Here is a 15805-nt window from a genome sequence, read left to right as displayed (position 1 = left end):
CTTACTCCATCATTTTTTCAATTGGTAGAACGAGAATTGAACTTGCGCCCAACTCTTTCAGCTGTTCCATTGTTTCCCAGAACAGGTTTTCAGAACTCACCAAGTGAACAGCCATTTTCTGCTTATCTGCAGAAAGAGGAAGAACAGTTGGGTCTTCAGCACCTGGCAGTAGCGCTTTAATTTGATCTAACTTCTCTGCTGGGGCGTGAAGCATAATGTACTTAGATTCTTTCGCTTGCTGCACGCCTTGCATGCGAGTTAACAGCTTTTCGATTAGCGCCACTTTGTCTGCGTCGAACTCACCTGTGCGTTGAATCAATGTCGCTTTTGATTTGAAGATAATTTCAGCTTCTTTAAGGCCGTTCGCTTCCAGTGTTGCACCTGTAGAAACCAAATCAGCGATAGCATCAGCGAGACCCGCGCGAGGCGCAACTTCTACAGAGCCTGTCAGCATACATGTAGAGAATGGAACGCCGGCTTCATCCATGTACGCTTTTAGAAGTTGAGGATACGTTGTAGCAATACGCTTGCCAGCTAAGTCTTGTGGACCGTTGTACTCTTCGTCCTTGTCGATTGCGATAGATAAACGACAGCCACCAAAATCAAGTCGACGAAGCTGAACAAACTCGCAGGGTTCACCTAATGCTTTGCGGTCAAGGCGAACTTCTTCTAGTTCATTTTCGCCAATAAAGCCAAGGTCAACAACGCCATCCATAATTAAACCTGGGATGTCGTCGTCACGAACCAAGAGTAAATCAATTGGCATATTTTCAGAATGGACAACTAAACGCTCGCCCATCACGTTGAACTTTACGCCGCACTGTTTTAGTAGAGCTTGACTCTCTTTGCTAAGACGACCTTTTTTCTGAATTGCGATTCTTAAACGTTGTGTTTGCATTGCTTTGTCCCTATACAAGATTTTGATATCTAAGTATTTTTCAAACTAATAAAACTAAAAAACCCTCGGGAGATTGAAGTCTCCCGAGGGTTTAAAATCTGCTTTTACTTTGATTTTACCTCCGGGAGTTTCCTGCCTCCCGGGTATGCGTACATCTCCCGAAAGACTAGATTGGGTGATGATGGTGATGAATGTTCATTACAAAATTACGCATACTTATTTCAAGGCTCTTCTCATTTGCTTTGTTACCAACCACACTAACCAAGCTGATTACTTTTTTCAACCCTTAATTTTAAAAAAATTCGAATTGTATAATACAAATAAAAAAGGAGGCCGAAGCCTCCTACAATTTCACCTTTTAAATCAGTGAATTACGCACTCTGGCAAGACGCTATTTTAGACTTTGAAAGCCATGACAAAATAGCGCAAACGATAACGAATGTGATCGACGCTGCAATGAACGAGAACGCAATTGAAGCAGTCATACCAAGGGCAATAAAGCCGACGCATGAAACAAGCGCGACTGATAATGCATAAGGTAGCTGTGTTGATACGTGATCAATGTGGTTACAACGTGCACCCGTCGATGACAAGATAGTCGTATCTGAGATTGGTGAACAATGGTCACCGAATACCGCACCAGCTAAAACCGCACTCAGCATCGGTAGCATTAGCGCTACGTCTGTTGCCCCAGCCATGTCACCCGCGATTGGTAACATGATACCGAACGTACCCCATGAAGTACCTGTTGAGAACGCCATTAGGCCAGACAACAAGAATAGGATAACTGGTAGCCAGTGCGGGTTAATGTTGCCCTGCGCCATTGTCGAAAGGTAAGTACCAGTCTTCATATCACCGATAACAGAACCAATGGTCCAGGCAAATACTAAGATTAGAATCGCACCAAACATAGACTTAGCACCAATCCAAAGTGTACGTGCGATCTCAGCCATTGGTAGACCTTGCTTCACAACAGTAAACAGTGCAACTGCTAAGCCAAGCAAGCTACCGTAGATTAGTGATGTACCTACATCTGTATTTTCAAAAGCACCAAGAAGCGCAAACTCCTTACCATCAGCAGCCAATGCTTGGCCACCCGTGTAAAGCATTGAAGCGATAGTCGCGATAATCAGCGTCACGATAGGAAGTATCAAATCTGACACTTTACCCTTTTCACTTTCACGGATATCTAGCTCTTCGTTTAGGTCATGCGCTTCTTGCGAGTCATTTTCTTTGTCTTTATCAAAGCCACGACCTTGCGATGCAGAAATTTCATGCTCACGCATTTTACCAATATCAAGACCAAACCATGCAACAGCGAACACCATTAGCAGCGCAAAAACGGCGTAGAAGTTCATTGGGATAAGACGAACATATGCGCCAAGAGCCGAATACTCTGTGATCCCATGTGAGACTAAGATCCCGCCAATAATAGTAATAATGTAAGCACCCCAGCTAGAAGCAGGCATAATTACACACATTGGAGCAGCGGTTGAGTCTAGAATGTACGCAAGCTTAGCGCGAGACACATAAAAGCGATCGGTTACTGGGCGAGAGATCGCACCAACAGCAAGGCTATTAAAGTAATCATCGACAAAAATGAATACGCCTAAAAAGGCGGCAAGAAGTTTGGAGCCGCGTTTACTCTTCACTCGAGATTGTGCCCATTCAGCAAAAGCACGAGTACCGCCAGATAGCGTTAATAAAGCTGTTGTCATACCTAATAAGATTAGGAAACCAACAATGCTCATGTTCCAAGTGTTAATTCCGCCATCTTCAATAAAGACAGAAGAAACTTGAGAACTGACGTAACCTGCGGTGTCGCTGATAGACCAGCTATTAAGTAGCACCGCACCTAGCACGATACCTACACCCAAGGAAACTAATACACGTCGAGTCAAAATCGCCAAAGTCAAAGCGACAATAGGTGGCAATAATGAAACAGGAGAACTAGAAAAATCTATTAAATTCATGATCTTCAAAAACCAAAGTTTGGCTAGAGATCTACTGCAGACAAGTCACGTAGCATACGATACGTGCTCATGTTGAACTTAGCGACAGGGAAGCGAACACTCCACCCAACCCTACAGTAGCGCTCCATAGTTTAATGTGAATATATACTATGGCAGTGTTGTTCCTTTCAGATACAACCCCAGCAAGTAACTTTGATGAGTTACTTACTTCGGCAATCTTCGCCTTCCACTATTACTCATTGGCATCACCCCAATAATAGCTACTCTTCGAGACCGCGCCTCTACGGCAACAACAAACAATTAACCACTAACTGTACAAATTAACAACAAATTGTCTGCAATATTGCATCAGGTGGCAGCCATTGTACTTATGATGAGAGTCAATGCAACACATCAAACTAAATTAAACAAATAAATAATGGCTGAGATAATTTATAAACCTTGCCTACTTCCATAAGTTTTGTGCAACTGAAATCACATCAATCATGTTATTTATGAAACATTATTACTACCTTAGAAATATCATGGTTTATCTTATATCAATAAATTAAGGATATATGACACAGCATTAAAGATGGATGCTTCATATTTTTAAGTAATAACTCAAAATTTTTTATAAAAAACCAAGCTGTCACTCTCTCTATACAATAATGATTGTTGATTTTAGTTCTCATCTAATAATGATTTATTTCGAGTGTAATAATATTAATTGCTTTAAAAAATAGTCAAATTTAAACAAAATCTTGATTTAGCATTTGCACATAAGGAAAAGATAAAGTTAAATATAAGGACTCTTTGTTTATTTATAGATTGGCATTATTTAATCGTAACGATAAAAAGTGCCCAACACATTAACCTTTTAATAGGAATCGTTATGTCAGAGCTGACTAAAACCCTTCTAAATATCCGTAGCCTTCGTGCATTTTCTCGTGAGCTGACTCTAGAACAATTGGAAGAAGCTCTAGATAAACTCACTACTGTCGTAGATGAGCGTCGTGAAGCAGAAGAAGCAGAACGCGCAGCACAAGCAGAGCAAGAAGCTAAGCTTGCAGAGATTGCTGAGAAAATCGCTCAAGACGGTATTGATGTAGAAGCACTTATTACTGCGCTATCTGGCGAAACTAAGACGAAAGGCAAAGCGAAGCGCGCACCTCGCCCTGCTAAATACAAATACACAGATTCAAACGGTAATGAGAAAACTTGGACTGGCCAAGGTCGTACACCTTCGGCGATTCAAGAGCAACTTGATGCAGGTAAATCTCTGGATGAGTTCCTAATCTAGATCCGTGCTATTTTTAAAAGGCTCCCATAGGGAGCCTTTTTATTTAAACCATTACAAATAAAAAAGGCACATTTCTTAATGCGCCTTTTACTTTAGTTACAGAATAGTTAATTAAACCGCTTCGTATTAACGTTCCCAGTATGCTTCTTCTAGGCTATCTTCTCGCTCAGGAAGTCCGCGCGACAATCGTGGTGAATGTTGCACGAGAACTTCGTAGCTCGCACGGTTTGCGTATTTGCAGACTTGAGAAAAAGAAGAGTAAGTTAAATACTCGTTACTGTGCTTGCTTGAATTAGGCACATTTTCTTTATGGTATTTATTTGCTGCCATATCATGAAGAACCGCAGATAACGCGGCATCACCTGCGCCATTTGTATTCTTAATTTTTTCTGGACCACCCATATATGGCGAGATATGCGAGTACACTTTTATTGGCGCCTCGCATGAGTCTTTTTTCGCCGGACGACTAAATTCATAACGATTAAATTCAGCAATTGACCCTGGAAGTAATGGCAAAGAAGTTTCGCGCTTCGCGCTATCTTCCGTATACCCAGCCATAAATAGACCTACAGGACCCGCCGTGCACAATACTAGATCAGCCCACTCCAATGTTTTATCAGACGCAGCAAGTGGATCAGATTCCCCCGTCAGAGCTTCTGCTTCATCTTCATTCATCGCAACGACTGAAACGTTATCTCGAATGAATTCTTGCCAATATTTAGGGTCATCTTGAATAACAAACTTTGTGCCTAAAGTCAGAACAACAGGCACATCATTCTTTTTCGCGTACTCAATTGCTTTCATTGTTGCTTCCGGCATTGGGTCGCCGTCTTTGCAACGTACTAGATATGACGTCAGTACAAGTGCTGATGCATTTTTAAAGATTTTCTCTGGAATGCTATCAGGATGGAGTTGGTTCATTTGCCCTTCGCTGATAGCAAAAGTACGTTCACCGTCTTCTGTGATAAGAGCAAAACAACGGCCAATTGCACCATCTACACCTTGTAGGTAGTTCAAGTCCATGCGGCTTGATGTATTACAAAGATAACGGTAACCGTAGCTGCCAATCTTAATATCCTGGCTCATCACTCCAAGTAGTGTGGAGCGGTCATCCGCTAGCACGGAGTAGTTATGTAGCGTGTTACCAATTGTACCGCCCGCATACTCATTGGTAATCAAGTTCTCTTCTTTCAGTTGCTGGTATAACTCTTCTGCTCTTTCGTCATCGATAACCAGAGAGTGACCTTTACTCAGACCGTACTTTTCAATCACATCCGTTGTAACTTTTGCTTCAATATCAACCAAGGTTTGGTCAATACCAATGATGTGAGTGCGCGTCATCTTCTTGCTTTCTTGTGCTTGGCTCACCAGCGGGTCACGAGCATGAACAGGAAAATAGTGCTTCGATTTGCGTTGTCCAGGAAATTTCATATTGTCAGTCTGAGTAAGGGGATGAAAAGGAGAGCGGATTCTATACCGCTAATAATAAAGCAGCAATAAAAGCGATTATAGCAAACGTTTGCTGACAGCTTTTTTCTTTTAGGTGGCTTATTCACCTTCCATAAAGCTGAGATCTGGTAGTTGCTCAAGGTGCTCGCTATAACGCTTTAGGTTGAACTCACCTTCATTCTTCATTACATCAAAAATCTCAATTGACATCGCACATGCCATCATCGCAACCGCATCTTCACGTGGTGTGCCAGTCATCATTAAACGCATAAGGGTTTCTTTTACTTTAAGCGGGTTGCCATCTTCGAGCTGATTTTCCACAATTTCAATCAACTCACTTTCTTGCATAAATTGGTTTTCTTCTGTCATTTGGTGTTTCCTCTTGGATTTTGGCCAACTATGCCATATATACCTCTTCTATACTTGCGAAATTACTCGTTCGAATCTTTGTTGAAGAAAAATCCAGCGAAACGAATTGTGATTTCGATCTCGGATCTGTCACCGGTCTGTGGATTCTGATAGAATCTGCATCCCGTTTATTTAAGTGGTGTTTAGTAATGTCTGATAACAGCCAAAAGAAAGTCATCGTCGGTATGTCCGGCGGCGTTGATTCATCTGTTTCCGCGTATCTTCTAAAGCAGCAAGGCTACCAAGTAGAAGGCCTTTTCATGAAGAACTGGGAAGAAGATGACAACGAAGAATATTGTACAGCGGCAGAAGATCTTGCTGACGCTCAGGCAGTATGTGACAAGCTAGGCATCCACCTACACACTATCAACTTTGCTGCCGAATACTGGGATAACGTATTTGAGTACTTCCTTGCTGAATACAAAGCTGGCCGTACTCCGAACCCTGACATTCTTTGTAACAAAGAAATCAAGTTCAAAGCATTCCTAGAATTCGCTGATGAAGTACTTGATGCTGATTACATTGCAATGGGCCACTATGTGCGTCGCTCTTTCCCAGAAAATGGTGAAAAACCACAGATGCTACGTGGTCTAGATGGCAACAAAGATCAAAGCTACTTCCTGTACACATTAAGCAACGAGCAAATCGCACGTAGCCTATTCCCTGTTGGTGATCTAGAGAAGCCAGAAGTGCGCCGCATTGCGGAAGAACAAGATCTAATTACCGCTAAGAAGAAAGACTCAACTGGTATTTGTTTCATCGGTGAACGCAAGTTTACAGAATTCCTCGGTCGCTACCTTCCAGCTCAGCCTGGTAATATCGAGACTCCAGAAGGCGAAGTGATTGGTCAACACCAAGGCCTGATGTACCACACACTTGGTCAGCGTAAAGGTCTACACATCGGTGGCCGTAAAGGCGGCGGTGGTAACGAGGACCCATGGTTCGTTGGTGAGAAAGATCTAGAACGTAACGTTTTGATTGCTGTTCAAGGTAAAGACCATCCAATGTTGAAATCAGAAGGTCTACTTGCATCACAACTTCATTGGGTAGATCGTGAGCCAATTCGCGATGTTATGAAGTGCACAGTGAAAACTCGTTACCGTCAGGAAGATATTCCTTGTACAATCATCCCTATCGATGATGAAAACATTAAAGTTATCTTTGACGAGCCACAAATTGCTGTAACTCCAGGTCAATCAGCAGTGTTCTACAAAGGTGACGTGTGCCTAGGTGGCGGCATCATCGAGCAACGCATTAAATATTCTCAAGCTTAGGAGTCGTTACGTGGCGAATACACTTTATGACCGTACTATCGCTTTCGCTGGGATTTGCCAAGCTGTTGCTTTAGTTCAACAGGTAGCGAGAAACGGACATTGTGATCAAGATGCTTTTGAAACATCAATCAACGCTATTTTGAGCACGAACCCTGCTAACACAGTTGGCGTATTCGGTCGCGAAGCCGATCTAAAGCTCGGCCTAGAATGCTTGGTTAAAGGGATTGATAGCACACCATCAGGCAGTGAAATTACTCGTTACATTATTAGTTTAATGGCGTTAGAACGTAAGTTAAGCTCTCGTAACGATGCTATGTCTCAGCTTGGTGATCGTATTCAAATGGCCAAGCGTCAGTCAGAGCACTTTGAGCTACTAGACGATCAAATGATCAGCAATTTAGCGAGCATCTATCTGGATGTCGTTAGCCCTATTGGCCCACGCATTCAAGTAACGGGCACGCCATCTGTACTGCAGCAGACGGCAAGCCAACACAAAGTTCGTGCGCTGTTGTTATCTGGCATTCGTAGTGCAGTTCTTTGGCGTCAAGTTGGTGGTAAGCGTCGCCACCTAATCTTCGGGCGCAAGAAGATGGTAGAGCAAGCACAAATCCTTCTTGCTCGTCTGTAGTAAAATATCAAATAAGCAGCTCGCGTTTATCGCGAGCTCATTTTTTTCGACTAAAACAAATCTCGCGCAAACGTTTGCGCAATATTCGTGACAATTGCCACAGTTATTGGTATAAAGCTCACGAAATTTAGAAACCCAATTCAGGAGAACATCATGGAACTGTCAGCATTGACTGCTGTTTCACCAGTAGACGGCCGTTACGGAAGCAAGACAATTGCGTTACGCGAAATTTTCAGTGAATACGGTCTACTAAAGTACCGTACTATCGTTGAAATCCGCTGGCTACAAAAGCTTGCTGCTACTGCTGAAATTGCAGAAGTGCCAGCGTTTAGCGCAGAAGCAAACCAATTCCTAGACGACCTTGCTGCAAACTTCTCTGAAGAAGATGCACGCCGTATCAAAGAGATCGAGCGTACAACTAACCACGACGTAAAAGCGGTTGAGTACTTCCTAAAAGAGAAAGTAGCAGACGTTCCTGAACTGCACGCAGTAAACGAGTTCTTCCACTTCGCATGTACTTCTGAAGACATCAACAACACATCACACGCTCTAATGCTTAAAGAAGCTCGTGATAACGTGATTCTTCCAGAAATCCGTAACCTAATCGACGCTATCAAAGCACTAGCAGTGGAATACCGCGACATTCCTCTTCTATCTCGTACACACGGTCAGCCTGCTTCTCCATCTACTATGGGTAAAGAAATGGCAAACGTGGCGTACCGTATGGAGCGTCAATTCAAGCAAATCGAAAACGTTGAGATCCTAGCGAAAATCAACGGTGCAGTAGGTAACTACAATGCACACCTTTCTGCTTACCCAGAGCTAGATTGGCACAAGTTCTCTGAAGAGTTCATCACAGAGTCTCTAGGCGTAACTTGGAACCCTTACACAACTCAAATCGAACCGCACGATTACATCGCTGAGCTGTTCGACGCTATCGCTCGTTTCAACACTATCCTGATTGACTTCGACCGTGACGTTTGGGGTTACATTGCACTAGGCCACTTCAAGCAAAAAACTATTGCTGGTGAGATCGGTTCTTCAACAATGCCTCACAAAGTTAACCCAATCGACTTTGAAAACTCAGAAGGTAACCTAGGTCTTGCGAACGCTGTATTCGGCCACCTAGCACAGAAACTGCCTATCTCTCGTTGGCAACGTGACCTAACTGACTCAACGGTTCTACGTAACCTTGGTGTTGGTGTTGGCTACGCTATCATCGCTTACACTTCGACACTTAAAGGCATCAGCAAGCTAGAAGTAAACCGTGAAGCGCTTCTTGCTGAACTAGACAAGAACTGGGAAGTACTAGCTGAGCCAGTACAAACCGTTATGCGTCGTTACGGCATCGAGAAGCCATACGAGAAGCTGAAAGAGCTAACTCGTGGTAAGCGTGTAGACGGCGAAGCAATGCGTAACTTCATCGACGGTCTTGAGCTTCCTGAGCACGAGAAAGCACGTCTGAAAGAGATGACACCAGCGAACTATATCGGTCAAGCAATCGAGCTGACAGATAAGCTGTAATACTCCTGTAACGACCAGATACTTAAAAGGTTGACGCGAAAGCGTCAACCTTTTTTAGTTAGGAGAGTTAGGTCGGGAGAAAATAATTTTAGTTATATGGAATGGATTATTAATTGAAGATCAGCCCCATTTGTTATGGCAGCTTTTGGAAGAACAAGGTTATTGTTCCTACTTCCACACCAAACTTTTTTATTTTCGTTAGATTGAAAACGTGTCTGTCATCCTGACGATAAAGCCAATCATCAAAAGCAACCGTCACTGATGAATCCTCCATTTGTAGCTCAAAGTCATATTGCCACTGTAGCGCATTGCCCTGCTCTTCCCCTGTTGCCACACCTATAATATCGTCTGCCTTACCTTCATAACGACCGTCTTCTAATCTAGTGATAACCCAAATTCGCTGGTCCACCTCTCCGTCATCAAACACGAAGTCTTCCACCAGCGTCAGCGTATCACCCGCTACAGTACCCACTATATCGACTTCAAAGCGACGCGTTTGCTGTCCGGTATAATCTTGCACCATCCCCCACGCCTTTATGTCGCCTTCGAAATAACCGAATACGTCAAAAGTCGGTTTAGAAGAGCGGTAATTATCAATGTCTGCGGAACATGCCGAAAGAAAAACAGCTGCCACTAAAGTCGCTGATTTAAAAATTCGTTTAAACACTATCTAACCTGCCCTATCAATTGTTTTCGGAGTTTCGGAAATTCTGTGTTGGGTGATAACCATATAGCCAAAAATGCATCGTTCATTCGTTCGTCTTCAATGATGCCAACGTTCTTTACTTGCACGTCCCCAACCTGCTTATAAAAAAGCTGACCAGATTTTCCATCTGTTAGATAAGTAAGCTCGTCACCTTTTTGAATATCAGGAAACATACGATCGAGCTCGCTGATCCAAGCTTTTCGATATGAGTCCGTAAAACCCAATTTCGCCCACTGCTCATCCGTCACATCAAGCAGCTGTTGCTTACTGATGTCTCTCTTGTAATTAATTTCCAACGCAAGGGGATGTGGCGATACGTCATCGCTTACGATGAACTTTCCATCAGGCGCTTTTAATCTTGAGTGATAAATATCGAAGATGAACCAAGTAAGTTGGGCTTCTCCAACAGTTTTCCATCCCTTCCAATTCGCAATGTTGCTAGCAGCTTCGCTGTTTCCAACAGGTTGAGCTTGCAGAGCAAAAGAGCCAGTTACTATTACCAACGCAAGCAGCCTAGTCAGTCTCTGAGTTAAGTCTCTCTTCAAGCTTTTCATTTCCGTACACCTTGAGTATCAAGAGCATCATGACGCACCATTCGACAAACAACATTGCCAGTGTAGCGCCAGTGCTAAATCCAAATTCAACGGCTTGGAGCTTATAGCCAGCAAAGTAGCTCGCTGTTCCTCCGAGTCCGCCTACTATTGATACGTAGGTTTTTGGGAAACGGTACAAAATTGACTTGAGTTGATAGGCATACCAGGCGAACAGAATCCAAAGGCACAAAAGCCAAAGGGGTAACCATTGAGTGGCAAACATGAAAATTGAAAATTGCTGATTTAATGTATCAAGCACGAGACCAATCGTGGCGATAACACCAATACTTTTGAGCGAAGATGCGTCAGTTTTCAAACAATATAGTAGGGTTGCCAAAGTAAGGAATAACGTCACCCATTGCCATTGATAGGTTCCAAGCACCGCTGCAAACCAGCAGAGTTGGAACCATGTCGAAGCAAGAAACACCTTCATAACGAACTACGGGCGTTGAAACGTCATGTGAACGGCACTGATCGTGCGAGCCAAAAAGCCACCTTCACAGTAGCTCAAATAGTAGCGCCACATACGCACAAAGCGGTCGTCGTAGCCAAACGAGCGCACTTCATTCTCTGCTCGATTAAAACGTAAGTGCCATTCGTTCAGCGTCTTGGCGTAGTCCAAACCAATATCGAACAAGTCTCGCGTCACTAAGTCACTGTACTTTGTTGTTGCTTGGGTTAGTGAGGTTACCGACGGTAAAAAACCACCCGGGAAAATGTACTTTTGGATAAAGTCGACGTTGTTACTGTAGTAATCGTAACGCTGATCGGCAATCGTAATCGCTTGAATCGCCATCAAGCCACCAGTCTTCAATAAAGACTCACAGACCTTAATGTACGAAGGCAGGAATTGTTTGCCCACAGCTTCAATCATTTCAATAGAAACGAGCTTGTCATAAGTGCCGGTTAGGTTTCGGTAATCTTCTTTGAGTAGAGTGATTTTGTCTTCTAAGCCACGCTCTTTGATTTTTTGCTCCGCGTACGCGTGTTGCTCTTCAGATATCGTTGTTGTGGTGACCTGACAACCGTATTGTTCAGCCATGTAAATCGCCATAGCGCCCCACCCAGTGCCAATTTCAACAACATGATCGGTAGATTTCAGCTCAAGTTGCTGACATAGACGATCCATTTTGTTGATTTGAGCCTGCTCTAGAGAGTCATCCGCATGATTGTAAAGCGCCGACGAGTACAGCATATTGGTGTCAAGGAACGCTTCGTATAGGTTGTTACCCAAGTCGTAATGCGCATGGATATTTTTACGTGAGTTCTCTTCAGAATTTCTGTTTGACCAATGGCTGAACTTGTACAGTATTTTAGTCAACCAACTGCCTTGCTCTTCGAGTTTATCTAGAGCACGCATGTTAAGGGCCATCAGTTTCATTAATGAGGTTAAATCGGGGCTATCCCACCACCCATCCATATAAGCCTCACCAGCAGCAATACTGCCGCCCTGCAAGATCCGTGAATAAAAGCCTGGATGTTTTACCTCTATAGTAGCGACAACAGGTTGACCACTGTACTCCCCATTTGGCGCACTAAAACGCTCGCTTCGCTCTGTCGTTTCCGTCTTAAAACTTTCAATAACTGTTAAGCAGCCGATTTCCATTTTTTGCAGACATTGAAAAATAACTCCGCGAGCCGCTTTTTGCGTTGTCGTCAATTTACGCGGCAATGTCATAGAACTAGTATTTAACATGCAGAATTCTCCTTGTGCTTTTTATTTTTTTTGTCTGTTTTTTCAGTATCGGCTTCTATTTCTTCATGCGTTGAATATTTAGGATGAGAATAAAAAGGTGCGCCTTTCACCCAAAGTTTTAATGCGTGCCAATAAATACCAACCATTACTTTTACCGTTTGTATTGGTGTAACGATCAAACACCTCAATAAGGTTTTGCTTGAAAGTGGCTTGGCTTTCATAACCATGGTGGCATCAAAGTGTTTCTCTCCTTTGTGACATTCAAGATGAATATTCAACTTGTCTGTCAAAGGTTTAATTCTCCAGCGGTAGAGTTGGTCAATCGGGTTGAATGGTGAAACATGGAATGCTTTAACTTGTTCCCAACCAAACTTTTCTTCTTCTTTATCTGCTGACACCACGTAGTAATGTCGTTCATTCCAAGGAGTGTTACTCACCTCTGCGAGGAGATACTTCCATTCTCCTTCCGCGTTATAAACGTAGTAGAAATTAACGGGACTGAAATAAAGTCCTAGATAACGCAAGTGACAGACTGCGATTACCTTGCCGGTACAGCGAACACCTGTCAGTTCTTCAATTTTGCTGTGCACTGCCGACTTGACGCTACCTTCACCAATGTAATCACTGCGCTTGAAGCGAGCCCAATGCCACCAACGCGAACCAAAACCCCATACTTTTTTCTCTAAAGCATCGATCTCGTCTACATCAATGGCGGGCATAAATAAAGAGTAGTTCAACTCATGATTCACCGGCGTGAATCGACGGTGACGAACGTTGCCTATAAACAATCGGCTGTTCATTTGGCTATCCATATCACGCTGCGCCTTTTTCGAAAGGAACCACATTTTGTTCGCGGTACTTTTCTTCTAGTTCTTTCACAACATCAAGCGCGCTACGCACGCCATCTTCATGAAAACCGTTGTACCAATAAGCCCCGCAGAACCAGGTACTTTGTTTGCCCTGTATCTCATCTTTGCGCTGCTGCGCTGCAATAGACTCAGTGGTGAATACTGGATGATGATAAGTGAACGAACGCAAGACTTTATTTGAGTTAATTTGCTCAGTACTGTTCAACGTTACACAAAACGTGTGTTCTGATTGAATATGCTGAAGAATATTCATGTTATAAGTGAGCGAAGGGAGGCGTTGCTGTTCCTCTTCACTTCCTTCCAATAGGTAGTTCCATGATGCCCATGCTGCCTTACGTTTTGGTAGTACGGCAGAGTCGGTATGAAGAACAACTTCATTTGCTTGGTATGTCATATCCCCCAAGATTTCCTGCTCAATTGGGCTGATATCCTCTAGCGTTCTCATTGCTTGATCACTGTGACAAGCAAAGATAACGTCATCAAACCAATGTGTTTCTCCGCGAACTTGAACGCCAACCCCTTTTTCGTTGCGAACCACTTTTTCGACAGGACTATTAAGACGAATATTCTCGACAAAGCCTTTAGTCAATGGTGGAATGTATGAACGTGAACCACCTTTAATCACATACCATTGTGGTCGGTTAGTCACATCTAGCAGACCGTGGTTGAGGAAGAAACGTAAGAAGAACATAAGAGGGAATACGCGCATGTCAGCCAAAGTCGACGACCAAATCGCAGCGCCCATCGGTAATATGTAGTTATCGGTAAAGAAAGCACTGAATTTGTGTTCGTCAAGGAACTCACCTAACGTCTGAGAGTGCGTGGACTGCTCGCTAGCGAAGCGCTTGGCAAGTTTATTGAAACGAAGTATCTCGAAGATAAATCGATAAAATTTAGGGTTTGCCCAGTTACGTTTTTGAGCAAACAATGTCGACACTGTGTGGCCGTTGTACTCTAGTCCGTTCCCATCATTTCTGACACTGAAGCTCATTTGAGTCGGCAGACCTTCAACGCCAATCTCGCTCATCATTTTAATGAAATTAGGGTACGTACGGTCGTTATAGACGATGAACCCAGTATCTATCGCGTATTCTTTACCATCAAGGCTCACATCAACGGTTGCAGTATGGCCACCGATGTAATCGTTCGCTTCAAACAGCGTTACATCATGTTCTTTATGCAAGTAATAACCACAAGTAAGGCCAGAGATTCCCGTTCCCACAATCGCTATCTTCTTTCTTCCTGCTGTTTTCATTTTTATTCCTTCTTATGATACGAGTTTAGCAGTTAGGCGAGCTTGCCAACTGTATGGAAGTAACGAGATAAAACGTAAAATACTGGTAAATCTCGCCGGGAAATAGATATAGGTCTTGTTGGCGGCTAACTGCTTCCTGATAGAGTCCGACGCTTGCTGAGTAGAAATGATCATTGGCATTTCGAAGTCGTTTTTGTTAGTCAACGGCGTTTCAACAAAACCAGGAAACACCGTTACCACTTTGATCCCTTTCTTTTTCAAGTCGACGGCGAGCGTGCGTGCAAAATAACTGACTGCCGCTTTGGATGCGCCGTAAGCTTCAGCACGAGGCAATGCCACTTCTGATGCGATAGAGCCAACAATAACAATGCGGTGCCCTCTCTCTAAATGCACTTGGCAGCCTTCAACGCAGTTGGCAACACCGACAACATTTACGTTCATCACACGCGCCATGAGTTTCGCGTCGACCACTCCCTCATCCATGTACTCACAATCGCCTGCGTTAAAAACCCATGTGTTTGGCGTAAATGGCAAATTAGAGAGCGCCTGCTGAGTTTCCTCATAATTTGTCACATCAAACTGCAATGTATGAATTTTGGAGGAAACTGCCTCCAGTTCTGCAAGAACATCTTGATTCCGACCACAAGCAATCACATTCCATTCTGAGTTCGCGTAATCTAGGGCAAGCTGCCTTCCTATTCCGGAGGTGGCGCCTGTGATTAAGATGGTGTTGTTCATTGTCCTAACCTCTGCTTGATGGTTTTAACGACTGAACCAAGTAACGGTAAATGCTCATAGAGCATCTCTCCGAGATCAAAATAGTCTCGGTGATAAATGACCTGACCTTCGCTAAATTTGAGGTGCGAAACACCATTGACGAGAATAGGCGCACCCTTCTGAAGTTTGGGATGCTGAAGGTCCATTGTCCAAGTTAGGAAGCCTGTATCTCCGACTTGTTGATGCTCATGGATTACAAAATCACAACTGATGACGTTGGCATATAATGAGGTGAAATAATCCGAAAGTGCTGGCCATCCTTCTAAACGATGCGCTGCGTCCTCAAATACTACATCTTGGTGATATATATCCTTAAGCAGATGTAAGTTCGCTTTGTTGAGCTTTTGATAGATATTGCCAACAGACTGTATGTCCATTTTTTACTCCTACACGCCCATTAAGTTGTACAAAATTATTATATGTACAAGATAGTTCATTCCACCAAAGTTGTACAAAAATAATTTTGTATAACT

At 43.3% G+C, this 15805-nt stretch carries 16 protein-coding genes, 1 riboswitch and 1 other annotated feature; of the genes, 4 read left to right on the top strand and 12 right to left on the bottom strand.

Annotated features, from left to right (window positions below):
- Position 1 precedes the first annotated feature (1 nt).
- Together hisG and tet(35) are read right to left on the bottom strand one after the other, a co-directional pair.
- Positions 2-898, bottom strand: coding sequence for an ATP phosphoribosyltransferase (hisG, locus tag R7Z10_RS08820; RefSeq protein WP_005378180.1), 897 nt, complete (start codon positions 896-898; stop codon positions 2-4).
- Between the two features lie 53 nt (positions 899-951).
- Positions 952-1089, bottom strand: a sequence feature (His leader region).
- Between the two features lie 180 nt (positions 1090-1269).
- The gene (gene tet(35) / locus R7Z10_RS08815) at positions 1270-2871 is read right to left on the bottom strand and encodes a tetracycline efflux Na+/H+ antiporter family transporter Tet(35) (RefSeq protein ID WP_005378182.1); all 1602 of its coding nucleotides are present in this window, start codon (positions 2869-2871) and stop codon (positions 1270-1272) included.
- Between the two features lie 109 nt (positions 2872-2980).
- Positions 2981-3163, bottom strand: a riboswitch (Lysine riboswitch).
- Positions 3164-3745: 582 nt separating this feature from the next.
- Here tet(35) and R7Z10_RS08810 point away from each other — a divergent pair.
- Positions 3746-4153 carry an H-NS family nucleoid-associated regulatory protein gene (locus R7Z10_RS08810; RefSeq protein WP_005378185.1) on the top strand — a complete coding sequence of 136 codons (408 nt, stop codon included), beginning with the start codon at positions 3746-3748 and terminating at the stop codon, positions 4151-4153.
- 126 nt (positions 4154-4279) lie between these two features.
- Here the strand turns inward: R7Z10_RS08810 and R7Z10_RS08805 are convergent, their stop codons facing one another.
- Together R7Z10_RS08805 and R7Z10_RS08800 are read right to left on the bottom strand one after the other, a co-directional pair.
- Positions 4280-5584: an inosine/guanosine kinase gene (locus R7Z10_RS08805; protein WP_132936560.1), complete on the bottom strand. Its 1305-nt coding sequence runs from the start codon at positions 5582-5584 to the stop codon at positions 4280-4282.
- Between the two features lie 117 nt (positions 5585-5701).
- Positions 5702-5971, bottom strand: coding sequence for a hypothetical protein (locus R7Z10_RS08800; RefSeq protein WP_005378190.1), 270 nt, complete (start codon positions 5969-5971; stop codon positions 5702-5704).
- Positions 5972-6159: 188 nt separating this feature from the next.
- Here R7Z10_RS08800 and mnmA point away from each other — a divergent pair, with 188 nt between their 5' ends.
- The 3 genes from mnmA (at position 6160) to purB (ending at position 9436) form a co-directional block, all read left to right on the top strand.
- Complete coding sequence (gene mnmA / locus R7Z10_RS08795) at positions 6160-7284, top strand: tRNA 2-thiouridine(34) synthase MnmA (RefSeq protein ID WP_005378192.1); 1125 nt, start codon at positions 6160-6162, stop codon at positions 7282-7284.
- A 10-nt stretch (positions 7285-7294) separates the two neighbouring features.
- Positions 7295-7912: a high frequency lysogenization protein HflD gene (hflD, locus tag R7Z10_RS08790; RefSeq protein WP_005378194.1), complete on the top strand. Its 618-nt coding sequence runs from the start codon at positions 7295-7297 to the stop codon at positions 7910-7912.
- A 153-nt stretch (positions 7913-8065) separates the two neighbouring features.
- Complete coding sequence (purB, locus tag R7Z10_RS08785; RefSeq protein ID WP_262627719.1) at positions 8066-9436, top strand: adenylosuccinate lyase; 1371 nt, start codon at positions 8066-8068, stop codon at positions 9434-9436.
- 133 nt (positions 9437-9569) lie between these two features.
- Here purB and R7Z10_RS08780 read toward each other — a convergent pair whose 3' ends face one another.
- Genes R7Z10_RS08780 through R7Z10_RS08745 form a run of 8 tightly spaced genes read right to left on the bottom strand, consistent with a single transcriptional unit; the run spans position 9570 to position 15709 of the window.
- Positions 9570-10103: a DUF3833 domain-containing protein gene (locus R7Z10_RS08780; RefSeq protein WP_017821713.1), complete on the bottom strand. Its 534-nt coding sequence runs from the start codon at positions 10101-10103 to the stop codon at positions 9570-9572.
- The gene (locus R7Z10_RS08775) at positions 10103-10696 is read right to left on the bottom strand and encodes a chalcone isomerase family protein (RefSeq protein WP_017821712.1); all 594 of its coding nucleotides are present in this window, start codon (positions 10694-10696) and stop codon (positions 10103-10105) included. Before R7Z10_RS08775 ends, R7Z10_RS08780 begins: the two co-directional genes overlap by 1 nt.
- A complete protein-coding gene (locus tag R7Z10_RS08770; RefSeq protein ID WP_042522066.1) occupies positions 10656-11168 on the bottom strand; it encodes a DUF2878 domain-containing protein in 513 nt (170 codons plus the stop codon). Before R7Z10_RS08770 ends, R7Z10_RS08775 begins: the two co-directional genes overlap by 41 nt.
- Before the next feature lie 6 nt (positions 11169-11174).
- Positions 11175-12431 (bottom strand): cyclopropane-fatty-acyl-phospholipid synthase family protein, encoded by a 1257-nt coding sequence (locus R7Z10_RS08765; RefSeq protein WP_238765127.1) that lies wholly within the window; start codon positions 12429-12431, stop codon positions 11175-11177.
- A complete protein-coding gene (locus R7Z10_RS08760) occupies positions 12425-13243 on the bottom strand; it encodes a DUF1365 domain-containing protein (RefSeq protein WP_025766884.1) in 819 nt (272 codons plus the stop codon). Before R7Z10_RS08760 ends, R7Z10_RS08765 begins: the two co-directional genes overlap by 7 nt.
- Before the next feature lies 1 nt (position 13244).
- Positions 13245-14555, bottom strand: coding sequence for an NAD(P)/FAD-dependent oxidoreductase (locus R7Z10_RS08755; RefSeq protein WP_318104640.1), 1311 nt, complete (start codon positions 14553-14555; stop codon positions 13245-13247).
- Positions 14556-14567: 12 nt separating this feature from the next.
- On the bottom strand, positions 14568-15293 hold the full coding sequence (locus R7Z10_RS08750; protein ID WP_025766886.1) for an SDR family oxidoreductase: 726 nt from the start codon (positions 15291-15293) through the stop codon (positions 14568-14570).
- A complete protein-coding gene (locus R7Z10_RS08745) occupies positions 15290-15709 on the bottom strand; it encodes a nuclear transport factor 2 family protein (protein WP_005378211.1) in 420 nt (139 codons plus the stop codon). The genes R7Z10_RS08750 and R7Z10_RS08745 overlap by 4 nt, the downstream gene beginning before the upstream one ends.
- Positions 15710-15805 lie beyond the last annotated feature (96 nt).

The organism is Vibrio sp. Vb1018 (assembly GCF_033338775.1).
GTDB lineage: Bacteria > Pseudomonadota > Gammaproteobacteria > Enterobacterales > Vibrionaceae > Vibrio > Vibrio alginolyticus.
The sequence above is the reverse complement of the archived record's forward strand: the minus strand, read 5'-3'. Positions and strand labels throughout refer to the sequence as shown.